Origin of the sequence: Sulfitobacter sp. TBRI5, assembly GCF_051013555.1 — a bacterium.
In the GTDB taxonomy this organism is placed as follows: domain Bacteria; phylum Pseudomonadota; class Alphaproteobacteria; order Rhodobacterales; family Rhodobacteraceae; genus JL08.
This window is the reverse complement of record NZ_CP112884.1, coordinates 504771-527042: the sequence shown is the minus strand read 5'-3', so window position 1 is coordinate 527042 and position 22272 is coordinate 504771. Positions and strand designations below refer to the sequence as shown.

The 22272-nt window shown below is 56.6% G+C and carries 10 protein-coding genes; 7 read left to right on the top strand and 3 right to left on the bottom strand.

What is annotated here, in order from left to right; translation table 11 throughout:
- Nucleotides 1-182: 182 nt before the first annotated feature.
- The 6 genes from OLX72_RS02635 to OLX72_RS02610 all read left to right on the top strand — a co-directional run bounded on the left by OLX72_RS02635 (nucleotide 183) and on the right by OLX72_RS02610 (nucleotide 7626).
- A complete protein-coding gene (locus OLX72_RS02635) occupies nucleotides 183-1100 on the top strand; it encodes a DMT family transporter (protein ID WP_114869438.1) in 918 nt (305 codons plus the stop codon).
- Nucleotides 1101-1557: 457 nt separating this feature from the next.
- Nucleotides 1558-3300, top strand: coding sequence for an acetate--CoA ligase (acsA, locus tag OLX72_RS02630; RefSeq protein WP_114869437.1), 1743 nt, complete (start codon nucleotides 1558-1560; stop codon nucleotides 3298-3300).
- Complete coding sequence (gene pdhA / locus OLX72_RS02625) at nucleotides 3297-5297, top strand: pyruvate dehydrogenase (acetyl-transferring) E1 component subunit alpha (RefSeq protein WP_114869436.1); 2001 nt, start codon at nucleotides 3297-3299, stop codon at nucleotides 5295-5297. Before acsA ends, pdhA begins: the two co-directional genes overlap by 4 nt.
- 4 nt (nucleotides 5298-5301) lie before the next feature.
- Nucleotides 5302-6549 carry a dihydrolipoamide acetyltransferase family protein gene (locus OLX72_RS02620; RefSeq protein ID WP_114869435.1) on the top strand — a complete coding sequence of 416 codons (1248 nt, stop codon included), beginning with the start codon at nucleotides 5302-5304 and terminating at the stop codon, nucleotides 6547-6549.
- Nucleotides 6546-6806, top strand: coding sequence for an acyl carrier protein (locus tag OLX72_RS02615; RefSeq protein ID WP_114869434.1), 261 nt, complete (start codon nucleotides 6546-6548; stop codon nucleotides 6804-6806). The genes OLX72_RS02620 and OLX72_RS02615 overlap by 4 nt, the downstream gene beginning before the upstream one ends.
- 277 nt (nucleotides 6807-7083) lie before the next feature.
- Nucleotides 7084-7626: an IS630 family transposase gene (locus OLX72_RS02610; RefSeq protein ID WP_433989732.1), complete on the top strand. Its 543-nt coding sequence runs from the start codon at nucleotides 7084-7086 to the stop codon at nucleotides 7624-7626.
- Nucleotides 7627-7893: 267 nt separating this feature from the next.
- Here the strand turns inward: OLX72_RS02610 and OLX72_RS02605 are convergent, their stop codons facing one another.
- The gene (locus OLX72_RS02605; protein ID WP_433989731.1) at nucleotides 7894-16200 is read right to left on the bottom strand and encodes an Ig-like domain-containing protein; all 8307 of its coding nucleotides are present in this window, start codon (nucleotides 16198-16200) and stop codon (nucleotides 7894-7896) included.
- A gap of 298 nt (nucleotides 16201-16498) precedes the next feature.
- Here OLX72_RS02605 and OLX72_RS02600 point away from each other — a divergent pair, with 298 nt between their 5' ends.
- Nucleotides 16499-18760 (top strand): CHASE2 domain-containing protein, encoded by a 2262-nt coding sequence (locus OLX72_RS02600; protein ID WP_433989730.1) that lies wholly within the window; start codon nucleotides 16499-16501, stop codon nucleotides 18758-18760.
- Here OLX72_RS02600 and OLX72_RS02595 read toward each other — a convergent pair whose 3' ends face one another.
- Nucleotides 18761-20083, bottom strand: coding sequence for an HlyD family type I secretion periplasmic adaptor subunit (locus OLX72_RS02595; RefSeq protein WP_433989729.1), 1323 nt, complete (start codon nucleotides 20081-20083; stop codon nucleotides 18761-18763).
- Nucleotides 20084-20085: 2 nt separating this feature from the next.
- Nucleotides 20086-22212 (bottom strand): type I secretion system permease/ATPase, encoded by a 2127-nt coding sequence (locus tag OLX72_RS02590; protein ID WP_433990426.1) that lies wholly within the window; start codon nucleotides 22210-22212, stop codon nucleotides 20086-20088.
- Nucleotides 22213-22272 lie beyond the last annotated feature (60 nt).

The following is a 22272-nucleotide window of genomic DNA, read 5'->3' as shown; positions in this document are numbered from 1 at the left end:
GCCGCTGGCCGATGTGTTGAATGCTGCACATCAGTGTTACCATACCGGCTGTTCATGCACTGCGCAGCAATCCTGGCTAGGCAAGACCGTGCACAGCAATCCGCGCCAATGTCGCATATGCGTGATCAAAACTTCGCCCGACAAGTTAACTTGTTTATAGAGACTTCTTTGATTGGAATTAGATGACGTCCATATCGCCCCCTTCCTCAAATGCGGATACCCACAAGCACGGTGTGCTTTTCGTCTTTGCGGCTGGGGTTCTGTGGTCAACGGTCGGTCTTGGTATTCGCTTGATCGACGATGCCGTCGTGTGGCAGATTCTGCTGTATCGGTCGATCAGCATGTCGCTGTTTCTTTATGTGCTTATTCGAATACGGTCGGGCGAAAGCCCCTTTGTTCAAATCCGCCGCATTGGTTCCCCGGTTGTTATCGCAGGACTTTCATTGGTTGCAGCCTATAGCGGTGGGATCTACTCAATTCAGAACACTTCGGTCGCGAATGCGATGCTGCTTTTTGCAACAGCACCTTTTATGGCTGCGGTTCTGGGATGGATTGTTCTGCGTGAACGCGTGCGCTTTGCAACCTGGATTGCGATTGTTGTTGCCATTGGCGGGATCGCGATCATGGTTGCAGACAAGTCCGGCAGCGTCGCTCTTAAGGGCAGTCTTGCGGCCCTTGGATCAGCGTTCGGTTTCGCCGTCTTCACTGTGGCGTTACGTTGGGGTCGAACAGGCGAGATGCTACCGGCGGTCTTCCTTTCGGGTCTCTTCGCAATCGCTATCACCTTGGTGATCTGTCTCGGGCTCGGGCTTCCGCTCGTTCTGAGCTCAAATGACAGCTTCATTTCGATGGGAATGGGGGTTTTCCAAGCCGGTGCCGGTCTGATCCTATACACGTTGGGCTCGCGTAGCCTCCCCGCGGCAGAGCTTGCCTTGCTATCTCTGGCCGAAGTCCTGCTCGGTCCACTTTGGGTCTGGCTCTTTCTGGGCGAAACGGCGAGCGTGAATACTTTGATTGGCGGCGTGGTTCTGCTTGCGGCCATCGCTGGGAATGCGGTGTCAGGTAAGCGACGAAAGCCTCCGCCCATCACCGCACCATAGCGACAACAGCAAGGGCGCCCATTGCAGCCATCTGGAATTACGTTCGCAAAGGTCCGCTTCCGACATCTAATATTCTCAAGCCTTGCCAAAGCGGTCCAGAACGTTTTCGGTGATCTTCTCAACTTGGCAGTCACCTCGCGTCAGACCCACGATCCATTCACATGTTGCAGCGGTGAAAATCTCGCCTTTTCCGCGCTTCCAGGACACGATCATGCCGTTGAAGAGTGGCCCGCCATCAGGACGTGAGAAAATTGCACATTTCGTTTCCTACAGGGTTCTTTCAGAAAGAATACTCTGATCATTATAGCTACGGGCTGTAACCGGGCCTGTGCAAGCTTGAAAGGCTCGATCGGGATGAAGGCCAACGCGCCGCGCGCTTGGACCGCCGCCGGATGTAGTTGACCTAAGTCAAAGTAACATGCGCGTGGGTGTATAGCCTGATCAAAGGGAGATAATCATGACTTGGCCGATAATACCCAAGGACGATGCAACGCGCGCTGCCGCAAATCTGACAGATGCGGTCCGCGCCGGGTTTGGCTGGGACGACGCGCGCGACATGCTGGACGGATTGCCGGGTGGCGGGCTCAACATCACGCATGAGGCGCTTGATCGTCATGTCGCTTCGGGCCATGGCGATCAGGTCGCGATCCGATGGATCAGCAAGGACGGTGGGCGGCGCGATTTCAGCTATGCAGCACTAGTCGGTGAGGCCGCGCGCTTTGCCAATGTGTTGGCTGGACATGGGCTGAAACCCGGCGCGCGGGTCTATTCGCTGATGGGGCGGGTGCCGGAGCTGTATTCCGCGGCCCTTGGCACCCTAAAGGCCGGCATGACATTCACCCCACTTTTTGCCGCATTTGGACCAGAGCCGATCAGATCCCGGATGGAGATCGGCGAAGGCAACGTTCTTGTTACCACCGAGACTTTGTATCGCAAGAAGGTCGCGAGCTGGCGAAAGGAGCTTGGCTCGTTGAAGCTTGTACTGATCCTGAGTGATAATGTCGTGCCCGAGGACTGCGTCGCCTTGCGCCCTGCGATGGATGCCGCCGCCGACACGTTCGTAACGGCGAAAACCACTTCGAATGATATGGCGCTGATCCATTTCACCTCTGGCACCACTGGCAAGCCCAAGGGTGCCGTCCACGTGCACGGTGCGGTCATCGCCCATGCGGCTACGGGGCGCTTTGCGCTGGATCTGAGACCCGGCGATATCTACTGGTGCACGGCTGATCCTGGCTGGGTCACGGGCACTTCGTATGGCATTATTGCGCCGCTGGTGAACCGGGTGACGATGATCGTCGACGAAGCGGAATTCGACCTGGACCGTTGGTACGGCATCCTTCAGGCTGAGAGCGTGCAGGTCTGGTACACCGCACCCACCGCGATCCGCATGCTGATGCGGGCGGGAAAGGACGCCGCAAAGCCCTATGATTTCCGCAAGCTGCGGTTTCTCGCCAGTGTCGGAGAGCCCTTGAACCCCGAAGGCGTGGTCTGGGGGCAAGAGGTGTTAGGCCAGCCGTTCCACGACAATTGGTGGCAGACCGAAACCGGTGGCATCATGATCGCCAATACTGCCGGAATGGACATTCGTCCCGGCTCGATGGGCAAGCCCTTGCCCGGCATTGAGGCTGGAATAGTCAATGTCGAAGACGGCGCCGTGCATGCGTGCAAGCCGGGCGAAATTGGCGAACTGGCGCTGCGCCCCGGCTGGCCGTCGATGATGCGCGCTTATCTCAACGAACAGGCTCGTTATGATAAATGTTTTGTTGGCGGCTGGTATCTGTCGGGCGACCTCGCCATGCGGGACAAGGACGGGTATTTCTGGTTTGTCGGCCGCGCGAATGACCTGATCAAATCCTCTGGTCATCTGGTCGGCCCTTTCGAGGTCGAAAGCGCGCTGATTGAACATCACGCCGTCGCCGAGGCCGCCGTGATCGGCATTCCGGACGAGACCGCAGGCGAAATCGTCAAGGCCTATGTCGCGCTGAACCCTAGATTTGAGCCGTCCGAGGCGCTGGAACGCGAGATCCGGGGCTTTGCGCGCAAACGGCTTGGCGCCGCGGTGGCCCCACGTGAAATTGTGTTTCGCAACCAACTGCCCAAGACGCGATCGGGCAAGATAATGCGCCGTCTTCTCAAGGCGCGCGAACTTGGCCTACCCGAAGGGGATATTTCCACATTGGAGGCGGACGAGAAATGACATCCCAGACAAAACCGCACCTGAACCGCGCTCACGTGCAGGACCTGCTGCGCGGAATGATGCGTATCCGTCGGTTCGAGGACAAATGCGCCGAGCTTTACACGCGCGAAAAGATCCGCGGCTTTCTGCATCTGTACGATGGCGAAGAAGCGGTGGCGATGGGCGTGATCCCGGTGCTTGAGCCAGATGACCGCATCGTCGCCACCTACCGCGAGCACGGGCATGCCTTGGCGCGCGGCGTAGCGATGGGCCCCATTTTGGCGGAGATGTATGGCAAGGCTAACGGATGTTCGGGCGGGCGCGGCGGGTCAATGCATCTGTTCGACGCGAGCACCAATTTCTATGGGGGCAACGCGATTGTCGGCGGTGGCCTGCCGCTTGCGGCGGGTCTGGGCCTGGCGGACCGGATGCGGGGCGAAAAGAACGTCACGGCCTGTTTCTTTGGCGAAGGTGCTGTGGCCGAGGGCGAGTTCCACGAGGCGTTGAACCTGGCCGAGCTTTGGGATCTGCCGGTGCTTTGGATCTGCGAAAACAACGGCTATGCAATGGGGTCCGCCTTGGCGCGCACAGAATCGCAGACCGACATTCATGCAAAGGCCACAGCCTATGGCATCGAAAGCGAAGTGGTCGATGGCATGGATGTGGTCGCCGTCGAAGCCGCCGCGCGCCGTGTGGTCGCGAACATCCGGGAAACCGGCCGCCCGTATCTGCTGGAGGCGCGCACTTACCGCTTTCGTCCACATTCGATGTTCGATGCGCAGTTGTATCGCGATAAAGCTGAAATCGCCGAGTGGCGCGAAAAGGGCCCGATTGTGCGGTTTCAGGGCTGGTTGCTGGAAAACGGCCTGATCCACGAGGCCGATATCGCCAAGATGACCACCGAGATCGACGCTGAGATCGCCGAGGCGGTGGCCTTTGCAGAAGCCGGTGTGTGGGAGCCGGTCGAGACCCTGACCAAACATGTAATGTCCGTTGAGCCCGCGTCTCCGCAAGTCGCAGCCGAACCTGCGGGTGAAAGGATCGAGACCACCTATCGCGAGGCCGTCAAACAGGCGATCCGTGGAGCGATGACAGGGGATGAGCGCGTTTTTCTTATGGGCGAGGACGTTGGTGCCTATGGCGGCTGTTATGCGGTGTCCAAGGGGTTGATGGCGGAGTTCGGAGAAGACCGTATCCGCGACACCCCTCTGTCGGAATCTGGCTTTACCGGTGCGGGCATTGGGGCTGCGGCAGCGGGTATGCGGCCGATTGTCGAACTGATGACCGTGAATTTCTCTATGCTGGCGCTGGATCAGATCCTGAACACGGCCGCTACGATCCGGCACATGTCGGGTGGACAGTTCGGCTGCCCACTGGTGATCCGCATGGCGACCGGTGCCGGCAAGCAACTGGCCGCGCAGCATTCGCATTCGCTGGAAGGCTGGTACGCGCATATCCCGGGACTTAAGGTTCTGGCGCCCGCGACGCTGGAGGATGCGCGGGGCATGTTGCTGACAGCGCTTGAAGATCCTGACCCGGTTCTGATCTTTGAAAATGTCATGCTGTACAACATGTCCGGGCAGATCGCCGCAAACGCGGGCTCTGTCGACATCGATAAGGCCGCGATCCGAAGGCCAGGCAAGGATGTGTCGCTGATCACCTATGGCGGATCTCTGTTCAAGACACTGGAGGCGGCAGAGGAACTGGCCAAAGAGGGGATCAAGGCCGAGGTGATAGACCTGCGCACCTTGCGCCCGCTTGATACTGAAACCATCCTCGCCTCGGTTGCGCGCACGCGCCGCGCAGTGGTCGTGGATGAGGGGTGGCGTACCGGTTCGCTGGCTGCCGAGGTATCGGCGCAGATCACCGAAGGGGCTTTCTGGCGGCTGGATGCACCGGTTGGGCGGGTCTGTTCGGCCGAAGTGCCGATCCCCTACGCCGCACATCTGGAACAGGCGGCGATTCCCCAGGTTGCCGGTATCGTCGCCGCCGCGCGCGCGGCGATGGTCAAGGGGTGATCCGATGGCCGTGTTCGCCATGCCCTCGTTGGGTGCAGACATGGAAGCGGGCACTTTGGTGGAGTGGATGATCAAGCCGGGGGACATCGTTACCCGCGGCGATGTGGTCGCGGTCGTCGAAACCCAGAAGGGTGCAATTGAAATCGAGTGCTTTGAGGAGGGCACTGTCGAAACGCTTGACGCAGAGATCGGGGCCACGCTTGCCGTCGGCACCGCATTGGCCACGATCCGCGCGCCCTGCGAAGATGGTGCAACCGCAGTCAGACCCGCAGTTGATCCCGAGGCGCCCGCCAAACCGGAGGCGGCAGCATCATCGCCTACCCAGCCTGAGAAATCTACCGAAGTCCCCTTAGCGGTGGTCCCTGCGTCATTGCCTATGCCCTCATCGCCACCCGTTATACCCCAGGCTGGTGAAGCGCCAACTGCCTCTCCCGCCGCGCGGGTACGTGCCGCCGAGCGTGGGATCGACCTTGCGGCGCTTTTAGGAACAGGCCCCGGCGGCGCGGTTATTCTGGCGGATGTCGAAGCCGTTGAACCTACCCCGATCAGGGAGGGGCCAGCAAAAACCAGCGCCAAGCCGGGGCTCGATATGGCCGCAATGCGCACTGCGATTGCCAATGCCATGGCCCGCTCCAAACGCGAGATCCCACATTACTACCTAACCCAGACTATTGATCTGCAAGCCGCCACTGACTGGCTTGCCATGACCAATGCGACGCGCCCATCTGATACACGCCTGTTGATGGTCGCACTGTTCATCAAGGCCGCGGCCCTTGCGGTCGCGCAGGTTCCGCAGATCAACGGCCACTTTGATGGCGAGGGGTTTCATCCGGCGCGGGCCGTTCATGCGGGTGTGGCGGTGGCGCTGCGCGGTGGCGGACTTGTGGCACCTGCATTGCACGATGCCGAAACCCTGCCGCTTAACAATCTGATGGCACAGATGCGCGACCTGGTTTTACGGGCCCGCAGCGGGCGGTTGCGCTCTTCGGAAATGACCGATGCTACGATCACCATTTCGGCGATGGGCGACACCGGCGCCGATGCGATGGCGGGCGTGATCTACCCGCCGCAGGTCGCTATCGTCGGCTTTGGCGCACCGGTGGCCCGGCCATGGATCATTGGTGACAAGATCACCCCGCGTATGACCGTTACCGTTACGCTGTCCGCCGACCACCGAGTCAGCGACGGACGTCGCGGTGCCAAGTTTCTGGCCGCGCTCGACGCCGCACTTCAGACTCCGGAGGCCCTATGACCGAAGCCGACATCCGCACAGCCTTTCTGGAAGAGCTTACCCAAATCGCCCCGGACATCGATCCGGACGAGGTTGGCGAAGAGGATCACCTGCAAGATGATCTGGAACTCGACTCGATGGATTTCTTAAACCTTGTTACAGCGCTTCACCAACGGCTCGATATCGATATACCTGAGATCGACTATCCGAAGATCGCAAATCTGGCGCTCGCGGTTGTATACCTGAAAGGGCGGATCGGTTGTCCGACTAGGGCCTGACGCGATCTTGTGGCAGAATGGCGCAAGATCTTGATTGCCCACTCTGCCGACATTCACCCCTCAAAAATGCTGAGCGGTCCACCCCGTGCCCGACGACACGAACACGCGAAGGATCGAGGCCGTATTCTTTTAGCAATAACCTGCGAACGAGGTCGGACGGGGCAACGATCAGCATTGCGTGAACGCAGACGTGGCATCCTCTCTAACTTGAAAAGCTGAATGGGCAAGCCGCAGCTTGGCTAAGAGTTCGTGACGCAGGTGAATTTTGTACATTGGCTTGACGGCATGTCTCCCGCAGTCAGATGAACGTGTTGTCTTCCTTGATGAAACATCCGTCAAAACCAACCTGACGCGAACACGGGGGCGGTCCCTGCGCGGCACCCGGCTGACAGCATCTGCGCCGTTTGGATCGTGGGGTACCCAGACCCTGATTGCCGGGCTGGGGGCCTCCGATCTGGTCGCGCCTTGGGTGATCAGGGGCGCGATGGACGGCCCCGCATTTGCAGCCTACATCCGCGACGTGCTGATCCCCGAGATCGAACCTGGCACCGCCGTGATCCTCGATAACTTTGCCACCCACCGGAACAAAGAGGCAGAGGCGGCCCTGCGCGCCCACGGCTGCTGGTTCCTCTTCTTGCCACCGTACAGTCCGGACCTGAACCCGATTGAAATGGCATTCTCAAAACTGAAAGCCCATCTGCGCCGTATCGGAGCGCGATCCTTTACCAGTCTGTTCGACGCCCTCAGCGAAATCTGCAACCTCTACACGCCACAAGAATGCTGGAACTACTTTTGCGAGGCAGGATACGCTTCTACGTAAACTGAAAACGCTTTAAACCGTGCCGTCGCTCTTGCTGAATGGCGCCAGGTTTGTTCGGCATAAATTCCGGTATTAGGGGGTATACTGAGACTGGTTCGAATCCGTCTGACACCACACAGCGGTCACATACACCGCGCAAACAGGCCGGACAAATGACCGCAACCAGAAACGATCAACAGCAGCTCAACTTAAGCCTTGCAAAAACGGAGCCGTCCACAAATGACACTACCTTCGATTTTCTCAAATTCCTTGAAGAAACCGCCCGACTTAGGCGACCACTGTATTATTGATGTTGACCTCGACATCTGAGTCCACACCCAAGGTCGCCAAAGCTGAAGCCCCGCCAATGCTGAACGAATAGATCGCAAGCTCTGTACCTGAGCCGTCCACAACTGTGGATGCCCCTTTGGTGACCGTATAGATGCCCTGACCGTCCAGAACCAACGTATCGTGCTCATCGCCGGTGATGGTTCGCGCGCTTCTTAGAGCGTCGTCCAAAAGGGTTTCCAGCGCGGTATCTGACGTCTCGGATAGATCAACGATTTCGTCGAAACTGAGAGTCAGAGTATCTTCAACACCATTTTCCATGTCAATCACTTCAATGCCGTTAATGGCGCGTTCAGCAATCAAATTGCTGATTTCACCCAAAACGTCGATTTTCAGCGTATCGCGTCCCTCGCCGCCATCGACGAAATCACCAATCTCGGATGCAGAGGATTGAATAATCACGTCATCTCCGCTCCCTGCGCGGATCACGTCGGTTCCAGGGCCACCCGAAAGCGTGTCGTTACCTGCGTATCCAAGGATCACATCCCCGCCCGCGCCACCTGAAATCGAGTCTTGCGCATCGCTGCCAAGCAAAAGATCACTTCCCGCCGATCCTGAGATTATCGCGACCTCGGCACTCTTGGCAAAAACCTTGGATGCAAAGAGCTGTATCTCAACCGTCGAAGCATCGCCATCAAGGTCAAACCCAGCCAACGCTGATACGCGATTTTCATCACCAAGCAGATCGGCAAAACCTTCCAACTCGGCTAGCGAAAGCTCTGTCGCCAAACCATTCTCCAAGATAGCAGGCGAAGTCTCATCCGCAATCTCACCAAGGTCTGTGCCGTCCACGATTAATGATACCGACAAATCAACCAAATTGGCACCAAACAAAGGAGTGGCGGAAAAGGCTGTTTCCAAGTCTTGTGGACCGTTTAGAATAACTGCGTCCGGATCCAGTTGCTTAAGTGTTCCGAGGTTAACGCTTCCCCCTAAGCCGAATGCTTGAATGTCCACCTCGTAGGCTTTGTTTGTTATACGGTCGACATCATTCGTCCACTGGTTACCACCCGTCTGTACGCCATTGGTCAGAAAGTAAATTACGTTGGTTTCTTCAGCCAGATTTACATCATCTAGTGCGTTACGGTTGTCCAGAATGTCCTCTGCCACAGTGAGAGCCGCAGCGAAGTCCGACTGGTTCGCTGCATCCGGGTAGGTAATATTTGTCAAAGCATTGATGAGGTCCGGGTTGATGGCTTCTTCACCTGCGCCGGGGAAATCCGAATTGATCAGATCGAACGTGCCGATTTCCACCGCATTGGTATCGAGTCCACCTATGTTCTCTGCGTATAGGACCAGCGACACCGATACGACGTTTGCAGCAGCTTGAAAGTCGCCCGCGAGGTTTTCCAGAGCAGCCGCCGTCGAATTCAATTGCAGCTGAAAATCCGCACTGGAGATACTGCCCGAGCCATCCAGTACGATAATCAAATTTACGCCGCCAGTTGTTACTTCGGACGTTTCCGCAGAAATCGTGCCACTTGGCAGGATATTCAGCGATACTGTCTGTCCGTCGCCAGAACCGTCTCCGGATTGCACCGCTATGACCACGTTCGCAGTTCGTACTTCTCCCGACAAATCAGTCACGGAGTATTCAAAACTATCCAGTCCCAAATATCCGGCGTCAGGAGTATAGGTGAAGCTTTCCGTGCCGACTAGGGACAGCGTGCCATTTGCCGGCCCGGAACCAACGACGGCAAACGCCAGCACGTCATTCGCATCTTGGTCCGACGCTGAAAGTACGCCTGAAAACGAGCCGTCCTTCTGAACGTCAACGTTTTTGTCTTCCGGAACAGGGGCGTCATTTTCGCCGGTAATGCTGAAAGAGAGCGTCTGAGTGGCTTCTGAGCCGGCCTCGTCGGTGGCTGAAACAGAATACGACCAAGAAATCGTTTCGCCTTCACCCAGGAAGTCAAGATCAAGGTCAGAGGTAGAATAGTCCCAAGTTGTCTCGCCTGGTACTGCTTGGCCGATAGCTGACAAAGAAAAGCCGCTGAGCAACGCCGTACGAATGGCAGGCGACAGTTGCCCAGCCGACCAAACAGGATCACCATCCGCCGCAAATGTTACGTCTATGATGTCGTCAGCATCTGGATCGCTGAAAAAAATCGATCCGCTGTCCGTTAAGAACTGCCGAGTGGCATCAGCTGCTTCAACGAACCCGGCAGACGTTTCTACTGCTATATTTGGTCCGTCGTTTGCTCCGGTCACCGTGATGGTGACGGTCGCACTGTCCGTCAGACCTTGGTCATCTGCCATCGTGTAGGATACCGTGACCGTGGAGATATCTCCGGTGTCCAGCTCGTCAAAGTCTGAGCCGGGATCAAAGACCAACTTGTTGTTCTCGATCCGCACCGAACCACCGGTCGTGGTTCCCGCCAGTCCGGTCACGCCGGCAATCGACACCGTTTTCAGCGTGAAGTTCGAGGCATCATCCGCACCGTCAATATCCGTGTCATTGGCCAGAACATCTATGGTCAGAACCTGGTTCTCGGCGCCGCTGCCACTATCGACCACCGCAAGCGGTCCATCGTTTGCTCCGGTCACCGTGATGGTGACGGCCGCACTGTCCGTCAGACCTTGGTCATCTGCCATCGTGTAGGATACCGTGACCGTGGAGATATCTCCGGTGTCCAGCTCGTCAAAGTCTGAGCCGGGATCAAAGACCAACTTGTTGTTCTCGATCCGCACCGAACCACCGGTCGTGGTTCCCGCCAGTCCGGTCACGCCGGCAATCGACACCGTTTTCAGCGTGAAGTTCGAGGCATCATCCGCACCGTCAATATCCGTGTCATTGGCCAGAACATCTATGGTCTGCACAGCACCTTCGATGCCGCCGCTTGTGTCGGCACTGGCCACAGGCAAGTCATTCGTGCCGGTCACCGTGATGGTGACGGCCGCACTGTCCGTCAGACCTTGGTCATCTGCCATCGTGTAGGATACCGTGACCGTGGAGATATCTCCGGTGTCCAGCTCGTCAAAGTCTGAGCCGGGATCAAAGACCAACTTGTTGTTCTCGATCCGCACCGAACCACCGGTCGTGGTTCCCGCCAGTCCGGTCACGCCGGCAATCGACACCGTTTTCAGCGTGAAGTTCGAGGCATCATCCGCACCGTCAATATCCGTGTCATTGGCCAGAACATCTATGGTCAGAACCTGGTTCTCGGCGCCGCTGCCACTATCGACCACCGCAAGCGGTCCATCGTTTGCTCCGGTCACCGTGATGGTGACGGCCGCACTGTCCGTCAGACCTTGGTCATCTGCCATCGTGTAGGATACCGTGACCGTGGAGATATCTCCGGTGTCCAGCTCGTCAAAGTCTGAGCCGGGATCAAAGACCAACTTGTTGTTCTCGATCCGCACCGAACCACCGGTCGTGGTTCCCGCCAGTCCGGTCACGCCGGCAATCGACACCGTTTTCAGCGTGAAGTTCGAGGCATCATCCGCACCGTCAATATCCGTGTCATTGGCCAGAACATCTATGGTCAGAACCTGGTTCTCGGCGCCGCTGCCACTATCGACCACCGCAAGCGGTCCATCGTTTGCTCCGGTCACCGTGATGGTGACGGCCGCACTGTCCGTCAGACCTTGGTCATCTGCCATCGTGTAGGATACCGTGACCGTGGAGATATCTCCGGTGTCCAGCTCGTCAAAGTCTGAGCCGGGATCAAAGACCAACTTGTTGTTCTCGATCCGCACCGAACCACCGGTCGTGGTTCCCGCCAGTCCGGTCACGCCGGCAATCGACACCGTTTTCAGCGTGAAGTTCGAGGCATCATCCGCACCGTCAATATCCGTGTCATTGGCCAGAACATCTATGGTCAGAACCTGGTTCTCGGCGCCGCTGCCACTATCGACCACCGCAAGCGGTCCATCGTTTGCTCCGGTCACCGTGATGGTGACGGCCGCACTGTCCGTCAGACCTTGGTCATCTGCCATCGTGTAGGATACCGTGACCGTGGAGATATCTCCGGTGTCCAGCTCGTCAAAGTCTGAGCCGGGATCAAAGACCAACTTGTTGTTCTCGATCCGCACCGAACCACCGGTCGTGGTTCCCGCCAGTCCGGTCACGCCGGCAATCGACACCGTTTTCAGCGTGAAGTTCGAGGCATCATCCGCACCGTCAATATCCGTGTCATTGGCCAGAACATCTATGGTCTGCACAGCACCTTCGATGCCGCCGCTTGTGTCGGCACTGGCCACAGGCAAGTCATTCGTGCCGGTCACCGTGATGGTGACGGCCGCACTGTCCGTCAGACCTTGGTCATCTGCCATCGTGTAGGATACCGTGACCGTGGAGATATCTCCGGTGTCCAGCTCGTCAAAGTCTGAGCCGGGATCAAAGACCAACTTGTTGTTCTCGATCCGCACCGAACCACCGGTCGTGGTTCCCGCCAGTCCGGTCACGCCGGCAATCGACACCGTTTTCAGCGTGAAGTTCGAGGCATCATCCGCACCGTCAATATCCGTGTCATTGGCCAGAACATCTATGGTCAGAACCTGGTTCTCGGCGCCGCTGCCACTATCGACCACCGCAAGCGGTCCATCGTTTGCTCCGGTCACCGTGATGGTGACGGCCGCACTGTCCGTCAGACCTTGGTCATCTGCCATCGTGTAGGATACCGTGACCGTGGAGATATCTCCGGTGTCCAGCTCGTCAAAGTCTGAGCCGGGATCAAAGACCAACTTGTTGTTCTCGATCCGCACCGAACCACCGGTCGTGGTTCCCGCCAGTCCGGTCACGCCGGCAATCGACACCGTTTTCAGCGTGAAGTTCGAGGCATCATCCGCACCGTCAATATCCGTGTCATTGGCCAGAACATCTATGGTCTGCACAGCACCTTCGATGCCGCCGCTTGTGTCGGCACTGGCCACAGGCAAGTCATTCGTGCCGGTCACCGTGATGGTGACGGCCGCACTGTCCGTCAGACCTTGGTCATCTGCCATCGTGTAGGATACCGTGACCGTGGAGATATCTCCGGTGTCCAGCTCGTCAAAGTCTGAGCCGGGATCAAAGACCAACTTGTTGTTCTCGATCCGCACCGAACCACCGGTCGTGGTTCCCGCCAGTCCGGTCACGCCGGCAATCGACACCGTTTTCAGCGTGAAGTTCGAGGCATCATCCGCACCGTCAATATCCGTGTCATTGGCCAGAACATCTATGGTCAGAACCTGGTTCTCGGCGCCGCTGCCACTATCGACCACCGCAAGCGGTCCATCGTTTGCTCCGGTCACCGTGATGGTGACGGCCGCACTGTCCGTCAGACCTTGGTCATCTGCCATCGTGTAGGATACCGTGACCGTGGAGATATCTCCGGTGTCCAGCTCGTCAAAGTCTGAGCCGGGATCAAAGACCAACTTGTTGTTCTCGATCCGCACCGAACCACCGGTCGTGGTTCCCGCCAGTCCGGTCACGCCGGCAATCGACACCGTTTTCAGCGTGAAGTTCGAGGCATCATCCGCACCGTCAATATCCGTGTCATTGGCCAGAACATCTATGGTCAGAACCTGGTTCTCGGCGCCGCTGCCACTATCGACCACCGCAAGCGGTCCATCGTTTGCTCCGGTCACCGTGATGGTGACGGCCGCACTGTCCGTCAGACCTTGGTCATCTGCCATCGTGTAGGATACCGTGACCGTGGAGATATCTCCGGTGTCCAGCTCGTCAAAGTCTGAGCCGGGATCAAAGACCAACTTGTTGTTCTCGATCCGCACCGAACCACCGGTCGTGGTTCCCGCCAGTCCGGTCACGCCGGCAATCGACACCGTTTTCAGCGTGAAGTTCGAGGCATCATCCGCACCGTCAATATCCGTGTCATTGGCCAGAACATCTATGGTCAGAACCTGGTTCTCGGCGCCGCTGCCACTATCGACCACCGCAAGCGGTCCATCGTTTGCTCCGGTCACCGTGATGGTGACGGCCGCACTGTCCGTCAGACCTTGGTCATCTGCCATCGTGTAGGATACCGTGACCGTGGAGATATCTCCGGTGTCCAGCTCGTCAAAGTCTGAGCCGGGATCAAAGACCAACTTGTTGTTCTCGATCCGCACCGAACCACCGGTCGTGGTTCCCGCCAGTCCGGTCACGCCGGCAATCGACACCGTTTTCAGCGTGAAGTTCGAGGCATCATCCGCACCGTCAATATCCGTGTCATTGGCCAGAACATCTATGGTCTGCACAGCACCTTCGATGCCGCCGCTTGTGTCGGCACTGGCCACAGGCAAGTCATTCGTGCCGGTCACCGTGATGGTGACGGCCGCACTGTCCGTCAGACCTTGGTCATCTGCCATCGTGTAGGATACCGTGACCGTGGAGATATCTCCGGTGTCCAGCTCGTCAAAGTCTGAGCCGGGATCAAAGACCAACTTGTTGTTCTCGATCCGCACCGAACCACCGGTCGTGGTTCCCGCCAGTCCGGTCACGCCGGCAATCGACACCGTTTTCAGCGTGAAGTTCGAGGCATCATCCGCACCGTCAATATCCGTGTCATTGGCCAGAACATCGACCAATAACGGCTGACCTTGCGCGGCTTCGCCAGCGTCCTCCACAGCTATAGGTGCATCGTTTTCGGCCTCGATAAAAACCGTAATCGTCGCCTGCGCAGAATCGCCGGATGGATCAGTCACGATCACGTCGAAACTGTCCGTTCCCGTGAAGTTTGAGTCTGCACGATAGGAATAAGCGCCATTCCTTTGCAGTGCTACCTCGCCATTGGCCGGAGGGGAAGCGATCGAAAAGCTCAGCTCATCGTTTTCAATATCTGAGGCCGCAATCACCCCGACAATAGCCTGATCTTCGGGCACAGAAATGGACTGGTCGGCGATCACTGGCGGATCGTTGATCGGCAACACATTGACGATCACAACGCCGTCAACACTGGCACCAATTTGATCTGTGCCTATTACCGTGAAAGTGTCCTGTCCGTTGAAATTAGGGTTCGGCACAAACACAAAACTGCCGTCATTGTTGACCGAGACCGTCCCGTTGTTGGGCTCGCTGGAGACCACAAAACTCAGTTGCTGAAAGTTCCCCCCCTCAACATTGACATTGCCCGTGATCGGCGTGTCCTCGCTGGCGTCTTCGAAACCGGTTACGATTACAACCGGAAGCTCTTCAATCTCGATTAGCCGGTTAAAGCCTTCATCGTACTGAAGATCATCGCCTTCTTCAATTTGGATATCTTGAATCTCATCAACGCCTTGAGGCTCGTCGATGGAGTCGACTTCAAGGTTCGTTCCCCCGGATTCCGCACCGGATCCACCAATCGACCGCCCGCCTGTATCGCCAAGGGTAACGAAAGTGTCGCCGGCTTCAACCCTGTCAAAAGCGGATCTGTAAGCTGCATAAGCTTCAGCGATGAGCAGTGAGTCGTCCGCGTCTTCCTGAAGGCTGCGGAATACCTCGTAACTCTGACCGTCGAGTTGAAAAACCCATTTTGAGTTTGCGTCAGTGATTGTGGCGATGAGGTTACCATCGAGATCGAACACCTCCACTTCGCCGATGTCGCCGTCAGGGTCACGGGTGAGGGTGATTTCGCTCGTTACCTCTCCGTCCGCCGCACCCACTTCAACGACGACCGTTGTCCCCCTGATGCCCATGGTTGAGGACGGTGTTCCAACCTCCATCCCGCCGGTCTTTGCGACCTGACCGGCAATGAACACGAAACCACCTTGAATCAGGCTAAAGCTACCAGAGTTTTCCGAGCCGTCAGGATCAAAAATCAGCTCGTCAATCAACATCCGAGATGACGCTGCCAGAGTGAAGATTGTACCATCCACGAACGTGACGGATACTTGCCCATCGTCGCTAGTCTGGATTACGTCTTTCTGGAAAATTTTGGTTTCAACTTCGAGAACTTCTACCGTGCCATCCGTGCGCTGGACACTCGAGTCGCCCAAAACCGTTTCGACCTGACCGATCGCGGCACTGGCGTTTCGCCCAAACCCATCGCCCACCTGCGCATAAACCCCAGGCGCAATGGGGCCTGCTAGAAGCTCGACGGTTTCTCCACGCAAGCGGGCGCCATTAGCGTCCTGAATCTCCGGTACAGTTGGCGAAAGAAAATAGTCTGGTAAGTGCAACGTGTCGTGCCCTTCCAGACGGATATAAAGATCGGAGCCTTGGCGCTCAAAATCGCCTTGAAACAAGGCTGCACTGTCGGGCACCATAAACTCGCCAGTATCGTTGACCTCAAGAGTAAAGACTTTCTCGGTTGGGTCATTCTGATGTACAATTTTCAGGGTCACAGGAGTATCCCTTTTAAAAATATATTGACCTCAGTGTACTTTTTGCATGACGCTATGTATGTGACCAATATTACATTTAGACAAATTAAAGCCACAAAAATGCCATATTAATGCCATATTTCCTCCTTCGCGGAAAATTTAGGGCGACTCATTTTCTTTTTGGAGTGGTTTGGCCTCAATACGATCACCCAGCCTCAGGAGAGATTCGCAAAATTATTGGCCTCAGTACCACCTTTGATTCGCAAGCAGTGGCACAGTTTTACAGTGTCGGCAGTCCGCTATATGAACGTACTTGTCAATGAAGCGCTGGTTCTCGAAGTGGTTTGGGTGGGTACGGGTTGTTGCTTTTATCGGCCTGATCTGCGGGATAATTATTCGCATCGGCGACCCGCATCTGCTGGCCGCCCTACGCAATACAACTTTCGATTTTTATCATCAAAGCAAACCGCGTGATTATACCCCCCTGCCGGTCGCTATTCTGGATATCGACGATCGAAGCATAGAAGAACTGGGCCAATGGCCGTGGCCCCGTACCCTTATCGCAGAATTGGTTGATAAAGCTACAGCAGATGGCGTCATTGCGATTGCCTTCGATATTGTCTTTGCCGAGCCTGACCGGCTTTCGCCTGCCCAAATTGTTGACGATAACCCGGCATTGCCCGCAGCACTAGCGCAAGAAATGCTACGTTTACCGGATAACGATGCCATTTTAGCGAAGTCTTTTTCGCGGTCGCGTGTGATCCTGGGTCAAACCAGTATACGCTCTTTCGCGGGCAGCCGCGCGGAAAAGAGGGAACTTGCGGATGTGCAATTTGCGCTGATTGGCCCTGATCCGAAACCTTATCTGCTTCGCTTTCCCGATATCGTCCAAAATTTGCCCGCGTTGGAAGCTGTGGCCGCCGGACGCGGCATGTTCAACGCTCGCCCCGACGCAGACGGCGTCTATCGCCGTGTCCCGCTGGTAATGACTGTTCAGGATGAAATCCGCTTGGGGCTGACGCCAGAGCTTTTGCGTGTGGCGACCGGTAGCGAACCTTTCGCGGTTCGCACAAATGAAGCGGGTTTGGAAGGTGTGGTGCTCGCAAGGCAGCTTGTGCCGACCGCCCATGACGGAACGGTCTGGCCTTACCTAACCCCAACACTGCAACAGCGTTATGTATCCGCGTCGGACCTTATCAGTGGCCGCATGCCGCAAGGACGCCTTGCCAACCATATGGTGCTCGTAGGCACATCCGCCATCGGTCTAGAAGACTTTCGAGCCACACCTCTCGGCGTTGCCATGGCTGGAGTGGAAATTCACGCTCAAGTACTTGAAAATATTATGGAAAAATCCATGCTTATCCGGCCAAATTACACTATTGCGATCGAGTTGGTCACAACGGTCGCTCTATGTGCATTGGTCATCATATTTGCGCCGCTTTTTGGAGCCCGCGCTTTGATTTTTTCCTCCGCGCTACTGCTTACAGCTTTTATCGGCGCGTCTTACTATCTCTTCTACGAACACCGTATATTACTCGATCCGTCCTTTCCTGCGGTATCGACAATGGCCTCGATCATCCTCATCTCGACTGTCAATTATTTACGTGAGGAGCGTCAGAAACGGGAAATTCGCGGCGCTTTTGGGCAATATGTGTCTCGTGATCTGGTAGAGCAACTGACCCAAAACCAGGAGAAGCTGACGTTGGGGGGCGAGTCGCGCCAGTTGACCTTGCTCTTCAGCGATGTGCGCGGTTTCACTGCCATCGCGGAAGAGTATCGCGAAGATCCCGAAGGCCTAACGCGGTTGATGAACCAGTTTCTTAATATCCTGTCGAATGCGATAATGTATCATAAAGGAACAATCGACAAATTCATGGGCGATGCGGTAATGGCGTTCTGGAACGCACCGCTGGACAATGAAGACCATGTTCGCTCGGCCTGTCGCGCAGCGCTTAGGATGATAGACGACATCAAAAGCTATAACACGGATCGGATGCAGGGCGTTAAAAAATCAAACAAGAAATTGGCCGACAAAGAAAAAGCACAGCGTGCCGTCCAAACCATTCACAGTCTGAATATCGGTATTGGCATTAACACCGGCCAGTGTGTTGTGGGCAACATGGGTAGCGACACACGCTTTGACTACACCGCTCTGGGCGATCCGGTGAATGTGGCATCGCGACTGGAAGGGCAGTCGAGGTACTATGGAACGCCGATCCTCCTTGGACAAAAGACGGCTTATGAAATACGGGGTGAATTTGCACTGTTGGAACTGGATATGATCCGCGTTGTCGGCAAGGAAGTTCCCGAAAACATATTCGCGCTTTTGGGCGACGAAACTCTCTTTGCAACCCCTGAATACAAAGCCCTTGTCGACAGCAACGCGGCAATGCTTGGCGCCTACCGAGCGCAAGATTGGGACCTGATGGAAACCACACTCGAAAATGTCAAAACTGACTTGGAAGCGATGGGACTGAAATTAGATAAATATATTGAGCTTTATGCAACCCGTCTTGCCAATCTGAGCGCAAACCCTCCAGTTCCGGACTGGGACGGCGTCTTTGCTTCAACCAAGAAATAGTCATCGTTCGCGCAGCGCCTCGGATTGGGCGCGAAGGATCGGTTTTACCAGATAGGACAAGACCGTCTTTTCGCCCGTCTGAATATCAACCGACGCAATCATACCCGGGGTAATTGGCAACGGATTATCTTCCGTGCCGAGGTAGGATTTGTCAGTGCGCACCACGACGCGGAAAAACTCGACGCCTTCGGTGGATGCAATCGTATCTGCGCCGATACGAATGACCTTGCCCTCCAATGCGCCGTAAATCAGATAGTCATAGGCAGAGATCTTCACCGAGGCCGTCTCTCCAGTGCTGACAAATGCGATATCGCGGGGCCCCAGATCTGCTTCTATCAGCAAGCTGTCATCAACGGGTACTATTTCGATCAGTGATGCCCCCGGTTGCACGACCGCGCCGATTGTCTTGGCGTTGATTGTATTCACGGTGCCGCGAACGGGCGCGCGCAATTGGGCGCGCGTCACACGGTCGGTGGCGCTGCGTAACGCCTCTTGCACAACCGCCAGCTCGACTTGCAATTTTGCAAGCCTCTGGCGCGCGGTTAAAACATAAGAAGACCGTGCTGCTTCAATCTGGTTTTCGGCTTCGGAAATTGCACCGAGCATACGCAGCTCGGTGGCTTCGCTAACCGCGATATCGCCGGTTAGTTCCGCCATGCGCGATTGTAGGCGCAAAACCTCAATCTGCGGCACTAGCTTACGGTCGAACATATCCTGAGTAAGCGCTATTTCGGCCGACAGCGGTTCCATGATTGTGCGCGTCCGAGTACGTTGCGCTCGTATTTCGTTCAACTCGCTGCGGCGCTGCTCTAACTGCGACGAGAGCACTTTCATTTCCTGACTGAGCTGGTCACGGCGCGACAGGAACACCTGAAGTTCCGCCGCCGTCGCTAGGGGGTTTCGCACCCTCAACCCATGCGGGTAGGTAATCTCCGATGCGAACTGCGCTTCTGCTTCAAGACGCGCGACCTCGGCTTCAATGGCCGACTCGCGCTCCAACAATTCGCCCCGTTCGGCGTCAAAGCGGGTGTCATCTATTTGCATCAGTACATCGCCAGCGTCGACGATATCGCCTTCTGCAACATTCACAGCGCGAACGATACCCCCTTCGAGGCTTTGCACAGTCTGGACCTGCTGTGATGGGATCACGCGGCCTACAGCGCGCGCAGTCTCTTCGATTTTATAGGTGGCAGCCCAAGCGATAAAGGCTGCAAGCCCGATGGCAATAACCCACAATAGCTTCCAAGAGCCATCATCCTTGACTGCAGCTTCCGCTGTGGACACGTTGTTGGCAAATTCGTCTTCGATGCGGTTGCCAAACATGCCTAAGACCTCTTTCCCTGCGCCGTGCCCATCGAGCGCAATTTGTCGAGCACCTCGTCACTGCGCCCGTCCAGAACCACCCGGCCCTGATCCATGACGATCAGTCGGCCCGCCATGGCAGCCAGCGACTGTCGGTGGGTGCAGATCATCATACCGGTGCCCGCGCGATTCAGTTCGCCCAACCGTTGGATGATCTGGCCCTGCATACGCTGATCCATTGCATTCGTCGGTTCGTCCAGAAAAAGCATCTTGGGGTAGCGTAGTAGCAAGCGTGCCAAAGCCACACCCTGTCGTTGTCCACCCGACAAACGGCGCCCCTGCTCTCCGATGAACAAATCCAACCCCTCAGGCACGGCTGCTAGAAACTCATCCATCGCCGCGTAATAGAACGCGCGCTTTATCTCTTCGTCGCTGGCGCGTGCATTACCCAAGGTCAAGTTTTCACGTAGCGTGCCGGTAAAAAGATCCGGCGCTTGCGGTAAATACCCCACGCCACGCCGAAGCTCTGCTGGATCGTATTGGTCCAGAGCCACACCATCAATCAAAACAGTACCGCTATCGGCCCGGATCAGGCCCGACAGAACTTTACCTGTCGTCGTTTTGCCCGAGCCCACACGACCCAGCAGGGCGACGCACTCTCCAGCCCCCACCGAAAAGGTCAGATCGTTCAATGCAGAGACCTGTACTTCAGGGTAGCTGAACCGTACGTTTTTTAATGCAACTGCGCCCTTTGTGATCTGCGCATCCGACGTGACCACAGCCTCCTGTTCTAACGGCAAGCCCATGAAACTGTTCAAAGCCGAAAGTGCTTTGAACGCGTACTGCGCACGGAATATCGTCTGTGCGATCGTTCCCAAGGGTGCAAGTACACGCCCCGCGAGTATATTTGCGGCAATCAGACCACCAATCGTGATCTTCCCGTCGGAGACAAGAAACACCCCCCAAACAATGATCAAGACACTTACCACCTGTTGGATCATCATTGTGCCGTTTGATGCAATGCTCGACCAGAATTTCGTTCGCCCGTTGACCTGACTGGACGCTGCAACGGCATTTTCCCATTCGCGCTGCATCAATGGTTCGGCATTGAGCGTCTTGATCGTCTCAACCCCAGAAAGCGCCTCGATCAATACGGTATGGCGTTTCATGGCCATCTGCTGCGCGCGACCCGCCGCACGGCCAATCGGGATTTGCGCGAGGATGGCCAGAACAATCACCACCGGAACCGCACACAGCGGCACCAGTGCAATCGGGCCCACGATGAAATAGAGTGCCGCGATAAATATTCCGATGAACATCAGATCTACGACCGCCACAAAGGTGGCCGACGCGAAAAAATCACGTACGACTTCAAAGTCGCGAAGTGTGCTCGCAATCCCTGCCGCTCCGCCCGGGCGCCCCAATAGACGCGCATGCATCGCATGGTTGAACAAAGATGCTGCCACTTTCAAGTCAACTCGGCGGCTCACATTCTCTAAGATATTGCCACGGATCGTGCGCAGCATCAGGTCAAGCGCGAGCGCGATGCCAACTCCTATGGCCAGGGTCCACAAGGTGACGTAGGCCAAATTCGGGATCACCTTGTCGTAGACGTTCATCACAAACAAAGGCAGCGCCAGCGACATCAAGTTCAACAGCAAAGCGGCGACAGTAATCTGCGCCCAGTTTTGCCAGTTCGCCCCTACAGGTGCCCAAAACCAGTGGCCTTTGCGAGGCGCGAGGCGGACCGCTTCGGGCGACAACATGGTGTGCGCACGGTCCTCATCAGGGGTGACAAGGAGTATTTCAGGTAGGGTCAGCCGACGCAGCGCGCTAAATGTCATATCCTGTTCCAGCCCGGCGGCTGCAGGATCAACCACTGTCGCGCGTTTTTCTTTTGCGCTGATCCGCGTAACAATTAACACACCGCCCTTTTTGCGCAGCATGAGCGCGGGCAAGACCACGCTGTCCAGTTTTGCGATGTCTTTTAGAAACGCACGTGATTTCAGCCCGATCGCCGCAAATGCACGCGCTAGACCTGACAGGCTGGCCATATCCGTGTCGCGTGGTATGCGCGCGGCAACCGTATGCGGAGTAAGGGGGCGATCGAACACCTTGGCCATCCAAGCGACGGCCTCAAGGCCCAACATGTCTTCTGCTACATTGTTGGTTTGTCCAGCCGCCCCCGGAGACACTGCCGCTGTGGCCGC